15 protein-coding genes are annotated in these 18,018 nt (G+C 69.9%); 5 read left to right on the top strand and 10 right to left on the bottom strand.

All coding sequences use genetic code 11. The annotated features are described in order from the left end of the window. Position 1: 1 nt before the first annotated feature. From AB0B90_RS04340 to aceB, 4 genes are all read right to left on the bottom strand, one after another. On the bottom strand, positions 2 to 1,327 hold the full coding sequence (locus AB0B90_RS04340; protein WP_362920765.1) for an FAD-binding oxidoreductase: 1,326 nt from the start codon (positions 1,325 to 1,327) through the stop codon (positions 2 to 4). Further along, positions 1,327 to 2,784 carry an FAD-linked oxidase C-terminal domain-containing protein gene (locus AB0B90_RS04335; protein WP_350944601.1) on the bottom strand — a complete coding sequence of 486 codons (1,458 nt, stop codon included), beginning with the start codon at positions 2,782 to 2,784 and terminating at the stop codon, positions 1,327 to 1,329. Before AB0B90_RS04335 ends, AB0B90_RS04340 begins: the two co-directional genes overlap by 1 nt. 85 nt (positions 2,785 to 2,869) lie before the next feature. Next, positions 2,870 to 3,505 carry a DUF1016 N-terminal domain-containing protein gene (locus AB0B90_RS04330; protein ID WP_350944600.1) on the bottom strand — a complete coding sequence of 212 codons (636 nt, stop codon included), beginning with the start codon at positions 3,503 to 3,505 and terminating at the stop codon, positions 2,870 to 2,872. Between the two features lie 109 nt (positions 3,506 to 3,614). After that, the gene (gene aceB, locus AB0B90_RS04325; protein ID WP_362920763.1) at positions 3,615 to 5,201 is read right to left on the bottom strand and encodes a malate synthase A; all 1,587 of its coding nucleotides are present in this window, start codon (positions 5,199 to 5,201) and stop codon (positions 3,615 to 3,617) included. 257 nt (positions 5,202 to 5,458) lie between these two features. On the opposite strand from aceB, the gene AB0B90_RS04320 reads away from it, so the two are divergent. Beyond that, a complete protein-coding gene (locus tag AB0B90_RS04320) occupies positions 5,459 to 6,139 on the top strand; it encodes a DUF4097 family beta strand repeat-containing protein (RefSeq protein ID WP_350944597.1) in 681 nt (226 codons plus the stop codon). Between the two features lie 250 nt (positions 6,140 to 6,389). Beyond that, on the top strand, positions 6,390 to 7,760 hold the full coding sequence (hflX, locus tag AB0B90_RS04315; protein ID WP_350944847.1) for a GTPase HflX: 1,371 nt from the start codon (positions 6,390 to 6,392) through the stop codon (positions 7,758 to 7,760). Between the two features lie 85 nt (positions 7,761 to 7,845). On the opposite strand, the gene AB0B90_RS04310 is transcribed toward hflX, so the two are convergent. Genes AB0B90_RS04310 through AB0B90_RS04285 form a run of 6 tightly spaced genes read right to left on the bottom strand, consistent with a single transcriptional unit; the run spans position 7,846 to position 13,758 of the window. Beyond that, complete coding sequence (locus AB0B90_RS04310) at positions 7,846 to 9,438, bottom strand: fused response regulator/phosphatase (protein WP_350944595.1); 1,593 nt, start codon at positions 9,436 to 9,438, stop codon at positions 7,846 to 7,848. Then, positions 9,431 to 11,110, bottom strand: a complete 1,680-nt coding sequence (locus AB0B90_RS04305; RefSeq protein ID WP_350944594.1) for an ATP-binding protein — start codon at positions 11,108 to 11,110, stop codon at positions 9,431 to 9,433. Before AB0B90_RS04305 ends, AB0B90_RS04310 begins: the two co-directional genes overlap by 8 nt. After that, positions 11,107 to 12,117 carry an ATP-binding protein gene (locus tag AB0B90_RS04300; RefSeq protein ID WP_350944593.1) on the bottom strand — a complete coding sequence of 337 codons (1,011 nt, stop codon included), beginning with the start codon at positions 12,115 to 12,117 and terminating at the stop codon, positions 11,107 to 11,109. The genes AB0B90_RS04305 and AB0B90_RS04300 overlap by 4 nt, the downstream gene beginning before the upstream one ends. Next, complete coding sequence (locus tag AB0B90_RS04295; RefSeq protein ID WP_350944592.1) at positions 12,105 to 12,506, bottom strand: anti-sigma regulatory factor; 402 nt, start codon at positions 12,504 to 12,506, stop codon at positions 12,105 to 12,107. Before AB0B90_RS04295 ends, AB0B90_RS04300 begins: the two co-directional genes overlap by 13 nt. Next, complete coding sequence (locus AB0B90_RS04290; RefSeq protein ID WP_350944590.1) at positions 12,503 to 12,883, bottom strand: STAS domain-containing protein; 381 nt, start codon at positions 12,881 to 12,883, stop codon at positions 12,503 to 12,505. The genes AB0B90_RS04295 and AB0B90_RS04290 overlap by 4 nt, the downstream gene beginning before the upstream one ends. After that, on the bottom strand, positions 12,883 to 13,758 hold the full coding sequence (locus tag AB0B90_RS04285; RefSeq protein WP_350944589.1) for an STAS domain-containing protein: 876 nt from the start codon (positions 13,756 to 13,758) through the stop codon (positions 12,883 to 12,885). Before AB0B90_RS04285 ends, AB0B90_RS04290 begins: the two co-directional genes overlap by 1 nt. 875 nt (positions 13,759 to 14,633) lie before the next feature. Between AB0B90_RS04285 and hutI the strand changes: the two genes are divergently transcribed. The 3 genes from hutI to AB0B90_RS04270 all read left to right on the top strand — a co-directional run bounded on the left by hutI (position 14,634) and on the right by AB0B90_RS04270 (position 17,988). Beyond that, positions 14,634 to 15,842, top strand: coding sequence for an imidazolonepropionase (gene hutI, locus AB0B90_RS04280; protein WP_350944587.1), 1,209 nt, complete (start codon positions 14,634 to 14,636; stop codon positions 15,840 to 15,842). Positions 15,843 to 15,950: 108 nt separating this feature from the next. Further along, on the top strand, positions 15,951 to 16,820 hold the full coding sequence (locus AB0B90_RS04275) for a DegV family protein (protein WP_362920760.1): 870 nt from the start codon (positions 15,951 to 15,953) through the stop codon (positions 16,818 to 16,820). A 286-nt stretch (positions 16,821 to 17,106) separates the two neighbouring features. Next, positions 17,107 to 17,988, top strand: coding sequence for a ComEA family DNA-binding protein (locus AB0B90_RS04270; RefSeq protein ID WP_350944584.1), 882 nt, complete (start codon positions 17,107 to 17,109; stop codon positions 17,986 to 17,988). The last annotated feature ends 30 nt before the right edge of the window (positions 17,989 to 18,018 follow it).

Genomic DNA, 18,018 nt, shown 5'->3' with positions numbered 1-18,018 from the left:
GTCAGATCCCTCCCGCGAACCGGCCGGGGGACATCCTCCGGCCGGGGTCGAACCGTTCCTTGACCCGCCGCATCAGAGGCAGGGCGCCGGAGGGACCCCAGCGGTCGATCCCGCGGGCGAGAGCGGAGGGCACGGCGAGCACCGTGAGCGCGCCGCCGAGCCGCCGCAGGTCGTCGCGTACGCCCGTCACGAACCCGGAGAACTCCGCCTCGCCGACGTCCCCCGGCAGGGCGGCCAGCAGGACCGCTGAGGCCACCGACCCGCGCACCCGAGCGGGCAGCCCGCGTGCGGCGACCGCGCGCAGCGCCGGGCAGGCCGCGGCGGGCGGGACCCGCAGTTCCAGCAGCACCTCCTCGCCGGGCGGCACCGACCACCAGGCGGGCGCCTCGGCGGTGATCCGCGCGCTCCCGTACTCGTCCATCGAGGTGCGCACGGCCTCCGCGCGGACATCGGCCGCCACTCCCTCGACGAGCGCGCAGACGGTGGCCTCGCCGGTGATGTCCGGCCACTCCAGTTCGACGGCGCTCGGCTCGGCCTGCGAGGCCGCGAGCTCGGCGACCAGTGCGTCCAGCGCGTCCAGTCCGTCCCTCGCGGGGGAACCGGCGGAACCCGGTCCGCCGGCGGGCAGGTCCACGGTGACCCACCGGCGGTCGGCGGGGATCGGGTGGAGGCGGAAGGTGGCCTCGGTGATGACGCCGAGCGTGCCGTAGGAGCCGGTGAAGAGCTTGCCCAGGTCATAGCCCGCGACGTTCTTGACGACGTTGCCGCCCGAGGTGGCGATCGTGCCGTCGGCCAGCACGACCGTGATGCCGATCAGCAGGTCGCGGGCGGTGCCGTAGCGGAACCTGCGGGGGCCGGCGACCGCGGTGGCGAGCGTCCCGCCGACCGTGCCGGCGCCCAGGGGCGTGTCCAGGGCGAGTTCCTGCCGCGACCGCGAGAGCGTGGCGTTGAGGACGTTGAGGGGGAGTCCCGCGCCGACCCGCGTCACGAGATCGCCCGAGGAGTGCTCGACCGCGGTTCCGTCCCCGAGGAGCAGACAGCAGGTGTCGATCAGCAGGTCGCACCGTTCGGGGGGATTGCCCCAGCCGAGCTTGGTGCCGTCTCCCACCGGGACCACGGCCAGGTCGTGGGCGGCCGAGACGCGCATCAGCGCGGCGACCTCCCCGGTGTTCTCCGGCAGGGCCACCCAGCGTGGCGAGACCCCGCCCACCGCGTCGTCGGAGGTCGCCTCCCGGATCGTCACGCCCGTCGCGCGCAGCGCCTTCTGCGCTTCCTGTGCCTTTTGTGCCTGCTGTGCCGTCAACGGTGCCTCCAGCGGTGCTCCCATCAGAAGTGCTCCGCCTGTCCCGACTCGACCAGCGGGTGCGCGCCCTTGCGGACCCCGGGGACCTCGCCGCACAGCCGGGGGGTCGGGAAGATCTTTCCCGGGTTCGACAGGCCGCGGGGGTCGAAGGCGCAGCGCACCAGCTGCATGGTGTTGAGATCGTCGTCAGAGAACATTTTCGGCATATATCGTGACTTGTCCACACCGACGCCATGTTCGCCGGTGATGGAACCGCCGTGCTCGATGCACAGGTCGAGAATCCTCCCCGACACGATCTCCGCCCTCTCCTCCGCACCCGGCTCGGCGTCGTCGAACAGCACCAGCGGGTGCAGGTTGCCGTCACCGGCGTGGAAGACGTTCGCCACCCTGATGCCGTACTCGCGGGAGAGGGCGTCGATGCTCGCCAGCACCCCGCCCAGCGCGGTGCGGGGGACGACACCGTCCTGGACGATGTAGGCGGGGCTGATCCGGCCCACCGCGGCGAACGCAGACTTGCGGCCCCGCCAGATCGCGGCCCGCTCCGCCGGGTCGTCGGCGACCCGTATCTCGAACGCGCCGCTCTCCCGGCAGAGCCGTGTCACCTCGCCGAACTGGTGCGCGACCTCCTCCGCGGGGCCGTCCAGCTCCACGATGAGCACCGCCCCCGCGCCCTCCGGGTAGGCGCACGCCACGGCCGCCTCGGCCGCCTCGACGGCGAGGGCGTCCATCATCTCGATCGCGGCGGGCACGATGCCTCCGCCGATGATCGCCGACACCGCCTGCCCGCCCCGCTCGATGTCCTCGAACGCCGCGAGCAGCGTCGTCACGGCCTCCGGCAGCCTGCTCAGCCGTACGACGACCTTGGTCGCGATACCGAGGGTGCCCTCGGAGCCGATGAACGCGCCCAGCAGGTCGTATCCGGGATCGGTGTCCGACAGCTCGACGATGTCACCGTCAGGGGTGACGATCTCCAGGCCGACCACGTGGTTGACGGTGAAGCCGTACTTCAGGCAGTGGGCGCCGCCGGAGTTCTCGGCCACGTTGCCGCCGATCGTGCAGACCTGCTGGCTGGAGGGGTCGGGCGCGTAGTAGCGGCCCAGGTCGCGGACGGCCTCGGTGATCGCCAGGTTGGTGACCCCAGGCTCCACGGTCGCCCTCCGGTTCGGCAGGTCGACGGAGAGGATCCGCCGCATCTTCGAGGTCACGACCAGCACCCCGTCGGCCCGTGGCAGGGCACCGCCCGACAGTCCGGTCCCGGCGCCCCTGGCCACGAACGGCAGGTCGTACTCGTTGCAGATCCTCACCACGGCCGCGACCTGCTCGGTGCTCTCCGGCAGCACCACGACTCCGGGGGTGACCCGGTGGTGGGTCAGCCCGTCGCACTCGTAGGTGCGCAGCCGCACGGGATCGGTGATGACCGACCCGGGTCCGAGGAGTTCCTCGAACCTGCGGGCCGGCTCGTCCAGGGTCTTCGTCGACATCGCTCCTCCTCCGGCGTGCCCGGCGTCCCGGCGCTGTCGCCGGTGCCCGCCGGCCTCCATCGGCCGATCGAGGACGCCGTTCTTGTCATCCTCGTCTCGAATTCTCACTCAGCGCGGCGGCGCCGGCGTTCCTGCCGTGTCTGGGGCCGTCGTCCACGAGGCCGGAGAAGCAGGGCTCTCCGGGCGCCCGCTGCGGGGTACGGCGGTCGGGGGAGGGCGGCGTGTGGACGGGGCCCGGCGGGGAGTGCCGGACGCGCAGGTGGAGCCGTCCTTTGATCATCGTGATCAGGACGCCCCTCGCCCACCCCTCGTCCGCGGTCTTGCGCGCGTAGAACTCCCTGGTCGCCCTGTTGTCGAGCATGTCGAGCAGGACGATGTGATGGCCCCAGGGGATCGGCCGGGTCGTCCTCGGGATGGAGTCCGGCCAGGCGGCCGCGAAGGCCCTCATGTAGAGGAGGTTGGTCCGCGAGTACCCCATCGCCTCGGGGAACGCGCCGCGCAGGTCGGTCGAGAGCCGGGGCACCGCTCTTCTGCCCCAGTCGTCGTCCGGCTGCCGATCGAGGATGTGGCGGCCGATCCGCCAGTACTGCCGGATCAGCTCGGTGTCGGTGGTGAGCAACGCCACCCGTCCCCTGCTGCCGATGATCTCGCGTTTGACGGCGTCGAGCAGCGCCGCGTACTCGCCCTGGTCGGCTCCTTCGCCGTTCCTGTCATCGCTCATGCACGCAAAGTATCCACTGAGCCCGGCGTCCGCATCCGTCCGCGAGGACCGCCCGGAGTGAGGAATCCCCGCCGGGGGATGAGGATTTCGCACTGTCGGGCCGGCCATGTCACGGCATACGGGCATAGGCCGGGAGGGTAAGGAACTCCGCGAAGTCGTCGTCGAGGGCGACCTCCTTGAACAGGGCGGTGGCCTGACCGTAGCGGGCCTCGTCGTAGCCGGGCTCCGCCTTGATCTTGGCGAGTTCCTCGTCGATGATCTTTTCGACCAGCTCTCTGGTCACCACGGCACCGGTGTCGGCGAGCTCGATGCCGTTGTGGATCCACTGCCAGATCTGGGAACGGGAGATCTCGGCGGTCGCCGCGTCCTCCATCAGGTTGTGGATCGCCACCGCGCCCAGCCCTCCCATCCAGGCGGCCAGGTAGCGCAGCGCCACGTCCACGTTGTTGCGCAGCCCCGCCTCGGTGATGTCGCCGGGGGTCTTGGAGACCGCCAGCAGGTCGGCGGCGGAGACGGAGACGTCCTCGCGCAGGCGGTGGAGCTGGTTCGGCCGGTCCTCCAGAACGGTGTCGAAGACGTCGCGGCAGATCGGCACGAGGTCGGGGTGCGCCACCCACGAGCCGTCGAAACCGTCGCCGGACTCGCGGGTCTTGTCGGCGGTGACCTTCTCCAGGGCGACCTTGTTGACCTCGGGGTCGCGGCGGGAGGGGATGAACGCGGCCATCCCGCCGATGGCGTGGGCCCCGCGCCGGTGGCAGGTGCGGACCAGCAACTCGGTGTAGGCCCGCATGAACGGAGCGGTCATCGTCACGGCGTTGCGCTCGGGCAGCAGGAACTCGCGGCCCCGGGTGCGGAACTTCTTGATCACGCTGAAGAGGTAGTCCCAGCGGCCGGCGTTGAGCCCCGCGGAGTGGTCGCGGAGCTCGTAGAGGATCTCGTCCATCTCGAACGCGGCAGGGTAGGTCTCGATGAGCACCGTCGCCCGGATCGTGCCGTGGGGGATGCCGAGCAGCTCCTGGGCCCTGACGAAGACGTCGTTCCAGAGGCGGGCCTCCAGGTGTGACTCGATCTTCGGCAGGTAGAAGTACGGGCCCCTGCCCTTGGCCATCTGCCGCTGCGCCGAGTGGAAGAGGTAGAGGCCGAAGTCGACGAGGGAGGCGGAGAACGGCCTGCCGTCACAGGTGAGGTGCTTCTCGTTCAGGTGCCATCCGCGGGGCCGGACCACGATGGTGGCGAGCTCGGTGTCCGGTTTGAGGGCGTAGCTCTTCTCCCCGGCGGAGAAGTCCAGGGTCCGATCGAGCGCGTCGCGCAGGTTGAGCTGGCCGTTGACGGTGTTCTCCCAGGTGGGAGCGTTGGCGTCCTCGAAGTCCGCGAGCCACACCTTGGCGCCGGAGTTCAGCGCGTTGATCGTCATCTTCCGGTCGACGGGGCCGGTGATCTCCACGCGGCGGTCCACCAGGCCGGGGGCGGGCGGGGCGACGTGCCACTCGGACTCACGCACGTGCCGGGTCTCGGGCAGGAAGTCGAGGGTGCCTCCCGCCGACAGCTCCGCCTGGCGGGTCTGGCGGGCCTCCAGCAGCTCCAGACGCCGGCCGTCGAACTCGCGCTGGAGGGTGGCCAGGAAGGCCAGTGCCTCCGGCGTGAGGATCTCCTCGAAGCGGTCCTGGAGGGGGCCGCCGATCTCAACGCCGTCCATGGGTCCTCTTTTCCTCGCGGATTTCCATATGGTGGAAAAGTAATTCTGAATTGTGGAATCGACGCTACTTCAGGGCCGGTCACCGGTCAAAGGCAGGGTCCCCCTCAGGGGTCGATCCGGGCGTTCCCCGATGATCTGGGAGGCGGGCTCGGCCAGAGTTGGGTCAGCGCCCTCGGCAGGTCGGCAGAGGGAGAGGACGAACCCGTCGCACGTCGGTTGGGAAGCGAAGGTTTCCCGGAAGGTCGAGGACTGAGCACATGAAGAGGAACATGGTCGTCGCAGGGGCGATCCTGGGGTCGGTGTTCGTGCTCTCGGGGTGCGGCGCACTCGACTTCCGCGACCGGCAGCAGGAGGTCGTCTCCTACGACGTCACCGGCGAGCTGAAGGCCCTGGACGTCGCCACCGGCTCCGGGGACATCGTGGTCGCCGAGTCGGACCGGGAGGCCGTCCGGGTGACCGAGACCATCCACTGGCGTGGTGACAAGCCCACCCTCCGGCACCCGGTGGACGGCGGCACGCTCACCCTGCGCTACGAATGCCGCGGGAACTGCTCGGTCGACTACAAGGTCGAGATCCCGCGGGGCCTCACGGCCAAACTCGACACCGGCTCGGGCACCATCACGATGCGCGGGCTCACCGGGGAGGTTGAGGCCACGAGCGGCTCCGGCGAGATCGAGGCCGGCGCCCTGACCTCCAAGCGGTTCGTCGCCGACACCGGCTCCGGCGACGTCGAGGCGAGGTTCTCCGCCGCGCCCGAGGAGGTGCGGATCGAGACCGGCTCCGGCGACGTCGTCGCCTACCTTCCCAAGGGCGGCTACGACGTCACCACCGACACCGGTTCGGGGCAGGAGACCGTGGAGGTGGTCAGGGACCCCTCCTCGCCCCGCAAGGTCACGCTGCGGACCGGCTCGGGCGACGCCTCGGTCCGGCTTCCCTGAGGCCGCGTGTCCGACCCGTTCCCGGCGCCCCGACCAGGGGCGTTCGCGGCACGCCGGGGCGAGGCGGTGATAACCAGGTGATGGCGAGAGGTTCCCGTGGCACCATCAAGGGGAAGAGACCCGGGGTGTCGGGGCGTTCTCTCCTGTGAGAAGAACGCATACGCACCAACCATCTGAATGGAGCGACGACATAGACACTCGTGAGCCGCTGGACATCGACCGATTCGACGACCTGCTCGACAACGGCGAGATGGACCTGGCCGAGCGCCAGGCACTCCGCCGGGTGGCGGGCCTCTCCACTGAGCTGGAAGACGTCACCGAGGTCGAATACCGCCAGCTGCGGCTTGAGCGGGTCGTCCTCGTCGGCGTCTGGACCTCCGGTACGTCGACCGACGCGGAAAACTCCCTCCTTGAGCTGAAGCTCCTCGCCGAGACCGCGGGCTCGGAGGTCCTGGAAGGTCTGATCCAGCGCAGGCAGAAGCCCGACACCGCGACCTACATCGGCTCCGGCAAGGCGCAGGAGCTCGCCGACATCGTCTCCGCCACCGGTGCCGACACCGTGGTCTGCGACGGAGAGCTGAGCCCCGGCCAGCTCCGCCAGCTTGAGGAGATCGTCAAGGTCAAGGTCATCGACCGGACCATGTTGATCCTCGACATCTTCGCCCAGCACGCCAAGAGCCGCGAGGGCAAGGCGCAGGTCGAGCTCGCGCAGCTCAACTACCTGCTGCCGCGCCTGCGAGGCTGGGGTGGAAACCTGTCGCGCCAGGTCGGCGGTCGCGCCGCGGGCGGCGTCGGCATGGGAGGCCGCGGACCCGGTGAGACCAAGATCGAGCTGGACCGCCGCCGGATCCGCGAGCGGATGGCCAAGCTGCGCCGCCAGATCGGCGAGATGACCACCGCCCGCGTGACCAAGCGCTCGCGGCGCCTGCAGCGTGAGGTTCCCGCCGTGGCCATCGCCGGATACACCAACGCGGGCAAGTCCTCGCTGCTGAACCGGCTGACCGGCGCGGGGGTGCTGGTCGAGGACGCCCTGTTCGCCACGCTCGATCCGACGGTCCGTAAGGCGCACACGCCCGACGGCCGCCTGTTCACGCTCGCCGACACCGTCGGATTCGTCCGGCACCTGCCGCACCAGCTCGTCGAGGCGTTCCGCTCCACGCTGGAGGAGGTCGGCGACGCCGACCTGATCCTGCACGTGGTCGACGGCTCGCACCCCGACCCCGAGTCGCAGCTCGCCGCGGTACGCGAGGTGATCGGCGACATCGAGGGCGCCCGCGACATCCCCGAGATCGTGGTCGTGAACAAGGCCGACGCCGCCGACCCGGTGGTGCTGGCCCGGCTGACCGCGAAGGAGAAGCACACCGTCGTGGTCTCGGCCCGCACCGGCGCCGGACTCGACGAGCTGAGGGCCGCGATCGAGCGGGAGCTGCCCCGCTTCGACCAGGAGGTCAGGCTTCTCGTGCCGTACGAGCGCGGCGACCTGATCTCCAGGGCGCACAAGGAGGGCGAGGTCCTCGGCGTCGAGCACACCGGGGACGGCACGGTGCTGCACGCCAGGGTCCTGCCCGGCCTCTTCGCCGAGCTGGAGAAGACCGCCAAACCGGTCGAGACCGCAGTCTGACCCGCCAGTGCGCCGTACCGTCCTCTCCGAGGCGGTACGGCGCATCCAGCACATCCGGGCGCGTCCGCCGTCTCCCGGACGTCGTTCAGCGCTTCTCGCGCCGGAACATCACCAGCGCCACGTCGTCCTCCCTGGCACCGAACCGCTCGATCAGCCGGTCGCAGAAGGCCTCCTGGTCTCCCTCCAGGCTCTCCGCCAGGTGCCGTACGATCTCCAGGCTCTCGTCGAGCAGCTTGTCGCGGTCCTCGATGAGCCCGTCGGTGAACAGCAGCACCGAGGCTCCCTCGGGGACGTTCACCCGGTCGACCCGGTAGGTCTCCTCGGCCACCCCCAGCAGGAGGTTGCCCAGAGCGTGGTAGCGGGCGTGGCCGTCCGCGATGACGAGAGGCGGGATGTGCCCCGCGTTCGAGATCTCCATCTCCCCGGTCACCGGATCGATCAGGAACAGGGCCACGGTGGCGGTCATGCCGGGGTGGTAGCGCCGCAGCACGTTGTTGAGCAGCGCCATCGACGCGCCGAGATCCTGGGCGCCGATGACGGAGGCACGCAGCGCGTGGCGCAACTCCGCCATGACGGTGGCGGCGAGCAGCGAGTGCCCTTGGACGTCGCCGATGGCGATGAGCACCCGGTGGTCCATCCGCAGGACCTCGTAGAAGTCGCCGCCGACCTCGACGTTGTCGACCGCGGGCTGGTACCGCCAGCTGATCGCGATTCCGGGGATCTCGGGGATCCGCGCCGGCAGCAGGCTGCGCTGCAGGGTGAGGGCGATCGCGTGCTCCTCGGCGTACGCGCGCAGCGCGTCCACGGCGAGGGCGAGGGCCTGGCCGAGCTGGCGCAGCACGTTGGACTCGTCGGGGTCGAGCGGCGGCGTCTCCACCACCCCGAGATAGACGGGGGGCCTGCCCAGCTTGGTGCGGCAGATCACCGCCGAGACGGCACCGTCGAGCGTCGCGTCGGGCATCAACTTCATCCACTCGGCGGCCGGCACCGTGAGGACCTGGGTGCCCGCGGCGGCACCCAGGGACATCGCGCTCAGCCTGGGCAGCGTGTCCGGCGCCGCGACCTTGGCCTGGGCGACGTTCTCCGAAGGAGTCGCGGCGAACCTGCGGGTCCGGCCGTCGGGGGGCAGGGCGAGCGCGCCCGCGTGCCGCCCCAGGATCCGTGAGGTTCCCTCGACGGCCGTGGCGAGGAGCTCGTCGAACGTCTCGGCGGAGTTCATGGAGAGCGTGACCTCGGTGAGGGCGGCGAGCCGTCCGGCCATCAGCTCGGCCCGCTGCCGGGCGCGGTAGTAGCGCAGCGTGGCCTCGACCGTCGCGGCGAACTCGTCCGGCTCGACCGGCTCCGCCAGGTAGGCGTCCGCCCCGCGTTCGAGCCCCTGGGCCCGGTCGGCGGGGGCGATCGCGGCACCGGAGATCTGGATGACCGGGATGGAGGACGTCGCCGGGTCCGCCTTGATCTGCTCGCAGACCTCGTAGCCGCTGATGTCGGGCAGCCGTACGTCCAGGATGACGAGGTCGGGGAGGAGCTCCCGCACCTTGGCGAGTGCCTCCATGCCGCCGGTGGCCTGCACGACCTGGTGCCCCGAGCGCCGCAGCCAGCTCGACAGGATGTACAGCTTGGTCGGGGTGTCGTCCACGACCAGTACGGTCGCCTCCTTCCTCGCGGCGTTCCTAGTCATCGACGTGTCCCAGGGCGCTCTCGATCGCCTCCAGCAGGGTGTCACGGCGGAGGCCGTGCTTGGGGACCATCATGTGCGCCCCCTCGGGGATCTGGCGCGCCGTGGCGACGGTCACGACGATCACCGGCACCTGGCGCAGCCGCTCGTCGTCGGACATCCGCAGCATCAGCGCGGTGCCGTCGAGCCGGGGCATCAGCAGGTCCACCAGGGCGACGTCCGGGGGGTTCTCCTCCATCAACTCCAGTGCCCTCAGGCCGTCGGAGGCCTCGTCGATGTGGGCGGCGAATCCGGTGAGCATCCGGCGCACGACGGCGCGGAACTCCTCGTCGTCGTCCACGACGAGCAACCGGTCGACCACGGGGGCACCGTCGTGCCGGTAGGGCAGCCTCAGGGTGGCCGTGGTGCCTGAGCCCGCGACGCTGGTCAGGTGCAGCCAGCCGCCCATCGCCTCCGCCAGCCGACGTGCGTACGGCAGGCCGAGCCCGGTCCCCTTGCTTCGCACCTGGATCGGCCCGGGAACCTGGAAGAACTCCTCGAAGACGCGCTCCAGATGCTCCTCGGGCACGCCTATCCCCGTGTCGGTCACGGTGAAGACCAGATCCTGGGTGGCCTCCTCCAGCCTCGCCTCCAGCTTGACCTCGCCCTGCTCGGTGAACTTCAGTCCGTTGGTGAGCAGGTTGCGCAGGATCCGGGTGAGCATCACCTCGTCCACCAGCATTTCCGTCGGTGCCTGCGAGACCTCCACGGTGAGCCGCACCCCGTCGTGGCCGGTGGTGGGGCGCAGCGTCATGCGCAGCCGTTCGGCCAGGGCCGTCAGGTCGACCATGGACGGCTGAGGGTCGAGCCTGCCCGCCTCGGCCTTCGCCATGTCGAGCAACTCGCTCACCAGTGAAAGGAGCGTCTCCGCGGAGGAGCCGATGAGGTTGATCTGGTGGAGCTGCTCGTCGGCCAAGGGCTCCCCGCCGGGGCCCACCAGAAGGCGGACCAGGCCGATGACCGAGTTGAGGGGGGTGCGCAGCTCGTGGCTGACGGTGGCCCAGAACCTGTTCTTCGCGTCGCTCGCCGCCCGGAGCTGCGCGGACTTCTCGTCCAGCTCCGCGTAGAGCGCCACGACGCCGCGGTTGGTCTCCTCCAGCTCCTCCGACAGCTGGTTGTAGAGCGCGAGCACTCCCTGGTTGGTCTCCTGCAGTTCGGTGTTGAGCTGCAGGACCTCCTCCAGGGTCTCGGCGAGTTCGCGGTTCTGCCTGCGCAGCTCGTCGAGGGCCGTCGTGGGCGCGACCGCGGCGAGCTTGGCGCGGATCTCCTCCGCCGAGAATCTCGGCTTGCGGCCCTGCGGGAGCCGTTTGACCATGCTTATTCTTCCCTCGGCGGAATCGAGCTCGATGCGGTCGACGAGACGCCCCGCCAGGGTCATGCCGTCGGAAGGACGGAAGTCGGCCTTCGAGAAGTCGACCGCGATGAGCAGGGCGTCCCGCTCCAGCCGGAAGGCGACGAAGGCGTCGCTCCCCGCCTCCACGAGTTCCCTGCCGATCTCGCTCAGCGCGGTGGCAACCCGTATCTGGTCCTGGGCCTCCATCCCGACGTTCTCCGCCACCTCACGGCCCAGCTTTCGCATGGCGAAGACATCCTGGTCGTCCCGGATCTGGATCTGGATCAGCTCGTCCCCGGTCATGTGCCCGGCCTGACGGCGACCACGCAGGCGTCGTCCCTGCGGGTCCCGGCCTCGCGCAGCAGCGTGCCGGCGACGACGGAGGGGAGGCGCGTGACGAGACCGGGGTAGGAGGTGATGTTCCACCGCTCGGACAGACCGTCGGAGTGGAGCAGGACGACGCTGTGCGGTGGCAGGACGTACTCGTACTGGCGCAGGGTCCTGGCCTTGTGACCGGCGATGCCGGGAACCGAGATCATCCCCTGACGGCCGTCGTTGTGGGCGATCCACGCGGAGACGTTGCCGAGGCCGGCGAAGCTCACCGTGCCCGCGGCGCCGTCGACGCGGGCCACGGCGACCGCGCCGCCCCTGGTGTGGCCGAGACCGGCGTGGATGCGTTCCAGGGCGGTGACCGGAGTGAGGTCGGCGTGCCGCAGGAACAGCCGTGCCGCCTCCTGGGAGGCATGGGCGGCCGCGGGGCCGTGGCCGAGGCCGTCACAGAGCATCACGGTCGTCACGGAGCCCTCATCGTTGATCACGAACGCGTCGCCGCAGACGGTCTCGTCGCCGATCGGGCGGGTGAGGCCGCTCACCCGGGACGGGGGCCGCGGGGCGTCCTTCGCGACGAAGTACATACCGAGCACGGTGCCCCGGCCCGGCATGGAGTGAACCTCGTATCCACTCGCCATCCTGGCGATGCCGCCCAGGCCGATGCCGAGCGTGCCGGTGGTGGAGTAGCCGTCGCGCAGGGCGCGGGAGACGTCCCGCATTCCCGGCCCCTGGTCGATCGCGAGGACCTCCACCGCCGACTCCAGCTCCAGATGAGGACGAATCAGCATGACCCCGTCGGTCGCGTGCTTGACCAGGTTCGAGGCGGCCTCGCTCACCGCTACGGCGACTCGTCCGCTGTCCTCCTCGCTGAATCCCTTCGCCTCGGCGAGTGTCACGGCGGTACGGCGAAGGGCGCCGATCGCGCTGGCGTCCTCGGCCCTCACCCAGGTGTCACGCTGGGAGTGGATCAGCGCGCCCATTTCGTCACCGTGATCAACGTCCCCTCACCGGGAGTCGATTCGAGGTCGAACTCGTCGACCAGGCGACGCGAACCACTGAGGCCGAGCCCCAGGCCACCGCCGGTGGTCCACCCGTCGGTCAGCGCCTGCTCGATGTCCGGGATGCCGGGGCCGTTGTCGCTGAAGACCATCCGCAGGCCCCGCCGCATGCCCTTGTGGACGACCTCGACCCGTACCTGCCCGCCTCCCGCGTAGACCAGGGCGTTGCGGGCCAGCTCACTGGCCGCGGTCACCACCTTGGTCTGGTCGACCAGGGAGAGGCCCACGTCCACCGCGACGGTCCTGACGTGCTGGCGGACCAGCACGACATCGCCGTTGACGTTGATGGGCAGTTCCTTCGCGGTTGTCACCGGGAGGCCTCGAAGTGCTGGGATTCTTCGATCTGGTTCAGCAGGGCGACGCCCTTCTCAAGGTTGAGCGCCGTGCGTACGCCGCCGAGGGAGAGGCCGAGCTCGACGAGGGTGATCGCCACCGCCGGTCGCATGCCGACGACGATCGTCTCGGCGTCGAGCATGCGGGAGATCGCCGCGATGGTGGCGAGCATCCGGCCGATGAAGGAGTCGACGATCTCCACGGCGGTGATGTCGATGATCACCCCTCGTGCTCCGGTCTCGACGACCTTCTCCGACAGGTCCTCCTGCAGGGCGAGCACGCTCATGTCCTGCAGGTCGATCTGGATGGAGACGATCAGGATGTCGCCGAGTTTGAGGATGGGAACGCGATCCATCAGCCCTCCACCGTCCGCACGGCGATGCGGGACGCCCCGCCCTTGACGAATTTGACGCCGCTCGCCCGCAGCGTGTGGGCCAGCGCGTCGGCGAGGGTGGCCTTGGTCACGATGTCACCGAACTCGATGCCCAGGGTGACGATGGTGTGGGCGATCTGCGGGCGGATACCGGAGATCACGCACTCGGCACCCATCAGCCGGGCCGCCACCACGGTCTTGAGCAGGTGCTGGGCGACCTCGGTGTCGACGGCGGGGACCCCCGTGATGTCGATGACCGCGTGCTCGGAGCCGGTGTCGACGAGCGTCTGGAGCAGCTTCTCCATCACGACCTGGGTCCTGGCGGAGTCGAGCGTGCCGACCAACGGCACCGCGACGATGCCCTCCCAGAGCTTGACCACCGGGGTGGACAGCTCCAGCAGTTGCTCCGCCTGGTCAATGATGATCTTCTCCCTGGCCGCCGCGTAGCTCTCCATGGTGAAGAGGCCGAGGTCGTCGATTACCCGGGAGAACCAGATGAAACCACGAATGGCCTCGGGGGAGCCGTCATCCTCGACGACCTCGTAGAGGGCCTCCTTCAGACCGAAGACCAGGGTCGCGGTCTCGGTCGGGGTGAACCCCTGGCGGGCACGGTCCCGGGAGAGTTCGGAGAGCAGGCCGCGCAGGTCACTGAGGTCTCCGGAGTCCCCGAAGGACTGACGCAGCGCCTGGGAGAGCTCGCGCAACTGATCGGCGAGCTTTCCGCTCTCCGCATGGTCCCCGATGGACGAACGGGCGATCTCAAGCCAGCGCTTGAAGACGCGTGCCTCGTGCTCCTGGAAAAGTTCTTCGATGCGACGCCGACCGGCGTCCGCGTGGACGGACAAGGCAACTCCCATGCGTACGACCTGAAGACAACTCGCACGAAAGGCTACATGGAACGTCCTGCTTACGACCTTTTTTGGGGGTTTGGTGGGCCGCTTGTGGTCAGATCTTCGAGGGGGAGCGACCAGGTTGGACGGCCTGTGCGTTGTATCACATCGCGAGGTCCCGCGAGCTGCTCGGGCGTCATCCTGGGGTGTGTCCCCATCGAGGGCGCGTGTCCACCGGGAGCGTTGGAGGCGAGGGCGTCGGAGCTCGCGAGTGACCGTGGGATCGCCGTCACGCCCGCGGTGCAGGCCCGCGGGCAGGTGGGGCGGGTCGCCGGGAGGGCGCGTTTTGAGACTTCCGAGTTCCAGCCTAGAGTGGTGGCGAACCGCGTTTCAATGGCGGAACTTGCGTCCGACGGCCTGCGGTGGCTGCACTGTGAGAGTGCGAAAGCGTACAAAAGCCTCAAAAGTTGCAGTGGTCGCCCAAGGTTTAGATTGCTACCATAAGGCAAATCTAGCGAGATGTTATGACGCAAGTTGCTCTGGTGACTACTGTTACGAGCGATGAAGAAGTAGTCTGAGCTGTGGAAAGTTGTTCGACGCCACGCGTGACCGTCGAGCCGGCGGGTGAGGTGCGGTCGCGGAGGGGCGGCGTTCTTCCCAATTAGCCTGTACAGCGGGCCGACTTGTGAAATAACGTAACTGAACTGAAATCGCCCGATCATGATCCCGGCGATACTGTCGCCGCACAACAGACACGCGGATGAGAGCAGGAGACCCCCGATGCCGTCCGGACTCACAGCGGGCTCGAAGGGTGCGGTGCTCGGCGCCGCGCGGAGCGGCCCGCCCCGTCCGGGTGTGGTCCTCCTCCAGGTGTCTTCCCCTGAACACAAGGCGGTGATGCGATGACGGTCCGCCTCCTGACCAACATCGGCCGGCTCTGGACCGGAAACGACGTGTTCAGCAACGCGGCGATTCTCGTCCACAACGACCGGATCGCCTGGGTCGGTCGCGCCGCGGATCTTCCGCAGAGCGTGCCCGGTGTCGTCGACGACATCGTCGACGTCGACCACGTCGAGAACCTGGGCGGCGCGCTGGTCACCCCCGGTCTGATCGACGCGCACACCCACCCGGTCTACGCGGGAAACCGCTACGCCGAGATGGCGATGCGCTCCAGCGGTTCCACCCCCTCCGCGATCACCGCGGCGGGCGGCGGCATCGGCTCCACCGTGACGGTCACCCGAGGCACCGACCCCTGGACGCTCTGCAACGGCGTCCGTGAGCGACTCCGTGAATGGCTGCTCAGCGGCACCACCACCATCGAGGCCAAGACCGGCTATCACCTCACCCGTGACGGTGAGCTGGCCGACGTACGGCTCCTGCGCGAGCTGGAGAAAGAGCCGATGATGCCGCGGGTCCACGTGACCTTCATGGCCGCGCACGTCGTCCCGCCCGAATACTTCGGCCGCCAGCGCGACTACGTCGAGGCGGTGGGTTCCTGGTGCGCCGACGCCGCCGCGGCGGGAGCCGACGGTGTCGACGTCTACTGCGACGAGGGCCACTTCACCGCGGAGGAGGCCCGCTGGGTCCTCGCCTCCGGGCGCAACGTCGGCCTGCTGCCGCGCGTGCACGCCGGCGCCTACAGCCGACGCGGCGCCGTTCAGCTCGCCGCCGAACTCGGTTGCGCCTCCGCCGACCTGCTCCACCACACCACCGACGAGGACATCGCGATCCTGGCCCGCTACGGTGTCCCCGCCGTGGTCTGCCCCGGGACCGCCCTCCAGCGTGGCAGCCTGCCCCCGGTCCGCCGGATGCTCGCCCAGGGGGTCACCGTGGCTCTCGGCAGTGACCACAATCCGGGCCACTGCGGCATCACCTCGATGTCCCTGGTCATCAGCCTCGCCGTCGCGGCCTTCGGCATGAGTGTCGGCGACGCCCTCCGAGCCGCCACCCTCGGTGGCGCCACGGTCCTCGGCGCTCCCGACCGCGGTGTCCTCGCTCCCGGACGCCTGGCCGACATCGTCCAGTGGGACGCCGACCACGAGGGCGCCTTCGCCTGGTCCTTCGGCCTCAAGCCTCGCCGGGTCTGGCGCGGCGGCACCCCCGTCCAGTAGATCCCTCCCTCCTCCGGCGGGTCCGCACTCGAAACCCTCACCCGCCGGATCCCTCCTGGGCATCGACCCCGTCTCCTTCGCGTGATCTCCTCCACGTAGCCTCTGGACATGCCCGCACCGGTCGCCGTCATCACGGACTCCACCGCCTACCTCCCGCAGGAGGAGGTCTCCCGCCTGGGAGTCGTCGTGGTGCCCCTCCAGGTGGTCGTCGGCGGCAGGTCGTTCGACGACATGGCGTGGACCGACGGCGCGGGCGGCGAGGACGTGCTGAGGGAACGAGGCCGGGTGACGACCTCCAGGCCCGCCCCGCGACGTTTCACCGATGTCTACCGCGAAGCGGCGGCCCGGGGCGCGAGCGGTATCGTCTCCGTCCACCTGTCGGCGGAGTTGTCCGGTACGGTCGAGGCCGCCCGCGCGGGAGCCGAGGACTCTCCCGTTCCCGTCGACGTCGTCGACAGCAGGTCCATCGCCATGGGTCTCGGATTCCCCGTCCTCGCGGCCGCGAGCGCCGCCGCGCGGGGCGCGCCCCGGACAGAGGTGGCGGACGTCGCCCGTCGCCGGGCGGAGTCGGCCCGCAGCCTCTTCTACGTCGACACCCTGGAGCATCTCCGCAGGGGAGGTCGGATCGGCGCCGCGGAGACCCTCCTCGGCTCGGCGCTGATGATCAAACCGATCCTGCACATATCCGACGGGACGATCGTCCCGTTGGAGAAGGCCCGTACGGCGAGTCGTGCCATCTCCCGTCTCGAAGACCTCGCGGTCGAGGCCGCGGGCACGGGCCCGGTGGAGATCGCCGTCCAGCATCTCGGCGCACGGTCCCGCGCGGAAGCCCTGGCCGCACGCCTGCAGGGACGTATTTCCGCACTCACCGAGGTCGTCGTCGTCGAGGTCGGCTCGGTCATCGGCGCCCATGTCGGCCCCGGCATGCTGGGCATCACCGTCTCCTCTCGTGAGCCTCTGACGTCTTCGGAGCCCTGACGTCTCCGATTCGGAGCCGACGTCTCCGAATTCGTGACAGCGACAGCGGGGACACACGGGACGCCCGCGGATGTCTTGCGTCCGTGGCTCTCCGCGCTTGCACGTCTTTGCGCTCGCACATTTCTGCGCTCGCACCTCTCTGCGCTCGCAGGTCTCCGGGCCTTCGGTGTCCCACACGCCGATCAGATGACCGGCGTCCACCCCCTCCGTCGCGCGATCTTCCGGTTATCCACAGAACCAGATTCGGTGAAAGTTCGCTCGCCGCCGCCACCGTAACGTCCTGCGGGTGCGGACCACAGGCCAGAACATCGAGCGGTTCCAAGCCGAGTCGCGGCTGAGGATCCTGACGGGGTGCGGATCATCCGCCCCCGACCCCCTGCTCTCGCCACGCCGTCCGGGCGGCATACCGCGCCGGGGCCGGCACGCGCGGCCCGGCGTTCATGACGGGATGGAGGATGTCGTCCACGACAGCCCCGCCTCGCGCTTGCGTTCGGCACCGATCCCCCCGTCCTTCGAGGCGCTTCGCAAGGTCGTGGCCATCCAGAGCCCCGCGCTCGTGCCCGGCCGTCCCGGGCTGCGTCTCCTGCTGCTCGTCGCCCTGATCGCCCTCGTCATGGGAGGCGTGTACGCCTGGCGGTCCCAACCGGAGCCCGAGCCCCTGGCACCACCTGTGCCGGTCTCCGGGCCACCGCTGTCGGCGCCCGCCATCGCTCCACGCCGGCAGTCCGAGCCGCTCACCGGACTCACCGTTCACGTGACGGGTAAGGTCCGGCGTCCCGGAGTGCTCACGTTGCCGGACGGTTCCCGGGTCGCCGACGCGGTCAAGGCGGCCGGGGGCATCCGTGGGGCGGCCGCCACGGGATCCCTCAACCTCGCGCGCAGGCTCGTCGACGGCGAACAGATCGTCGTCGGACCCTCCGGCGCGGCCGTCGTCGCGGCGGCGCCCAACCCGGTGAATCCCGTGGATCCCGCCACCGCCGTCGTCGACCTCAACACGGCCACCCCCGAGCAGCTTGAGCGGTTACCGGGCGTTGGTGAGGTGCTCGCCCGGCGCATCGCCGAATATCGCGACGCCCACGGTGGTTTCCGCACCGTCGAGGAGCTTCGCGACGTGAGCGGGATAGGCGACCGTAAGTACGCCGAGATGCGCGACAAGGTCCGTGTCTGACGCGCCGACGGCGAGGGAGGTCGTGACACG

This window comes from Streptosporangium sp. NPDC049078, assembly GCF_040648855.1.
Classification (GTDB): Bacteria; Actinomycetota; Actinomycetes; order Streptosporangiales; family Streptosporangiaceae; genus Streptosporangium.
This window is presented reverse-complemented; position numbering and strand designations above follow the sequence as displayed.

What these genes read in the sequence shown, in the direction of transcription:
- AB0B90_RS04320 (WP_350944597.1), top strand. Translation starts at nt 5,459, where the DNA reads ATGAAGAGGAACATGGTCGTCGCAGGGGCGATCCTGGGGTCGGTGTTC.
- AB0B90_RS04330 (WP_350944600.1), bottom strand. Translation starts at nt 3,505, where the DNA reads ATGAGCGATGACAGGAACGGCGAAGGAGCCGACCAGGGCGAGTACGCG.
- AB0B90_RS04310 (WP_350944595.1), bottom strand. Translation starts at nt 9,438, where the DNA reads ATGACTAGGAACGCCGCGAGGAAGGAGGCGACCGTACTGGTCGTGGAC.
- AB0B90_RS04305 (WP_350944594.1), bottom strand. Translation starts at nt 11,110, where the DNA reads ATGACCGGGGACGAGCTGATCCAGATCCAGATCCGGGACGACCAGGAT.
- AB0B90_RS04275 (WP_362920760.1), top strand. Translation starts at nt 15,951, where the DNA reads ATGCCCGCACCGGTCGCCGTCATCACGGACTCCACCGCCTACCTCCCG.
- AB0B90_RS04290 (WP_350944590.1), bottom strand. Translation starts at nt 12,883, where the DNA reads ATGGATCGCGTTCCCATCCTCAAACTCGGCGACATCCTGATCGTCTCC.
- AB0B90_RS04340 (WP_362920765.1), bottom strand. Translation starts at nt 1,327, where the DNA reads ATGGGAGCACCGCTGGAGGCACCGTTGACGGCACAGCAGGCACAAAAG.
- hflX (WP_350944847.1), top strand. Translation starts at nt 6,390, where the DNA reads ATGGACCTGGCCGAGCGCCAGGCACTCCGCCGGGTGGCGGGCCTCTCC.
- hutI (WP_350944587.1), top strand. Translation starts at nt 14,634, where the DNA reads ATGACGGTCCGCCTCCTGACCAACATCGGCCGGCTCTGGACCGGAAAC.
- AB0B90_RS04335 (WP_350944601.1), bottom strand. Translation starts at nt 2,784, where the DNA reads ATGTCGACGAAGACCCTGGACGAGCCGGCCCGCAGGTTCGAGGAACTC.
- AB0B90_RS04300 (WP_350944593.1), bottom strand. Translation starts at nt 12,117, where the DNA reads ATGGGCGCGCTGATCCACTCCCAGCGTGACACCTGGGTGAGGGCCGAG.
- AB0B90_RS04285 (WP_350944589.1), bottom strand. Translation starts at nt 13,758, where the DNA reads ATGGGAGTTGCCTTGTCCGTCCACGCGGACGCCGGTCGGCGTCGCATC.
- aceB (WP_362920763.1), bottom strand. Translation starts at nt 5,201, where the DNA reads ATGGACGGCGTTGAGATCGGCGGCCCCCTCCAGGACCGCTTCGAGGAG.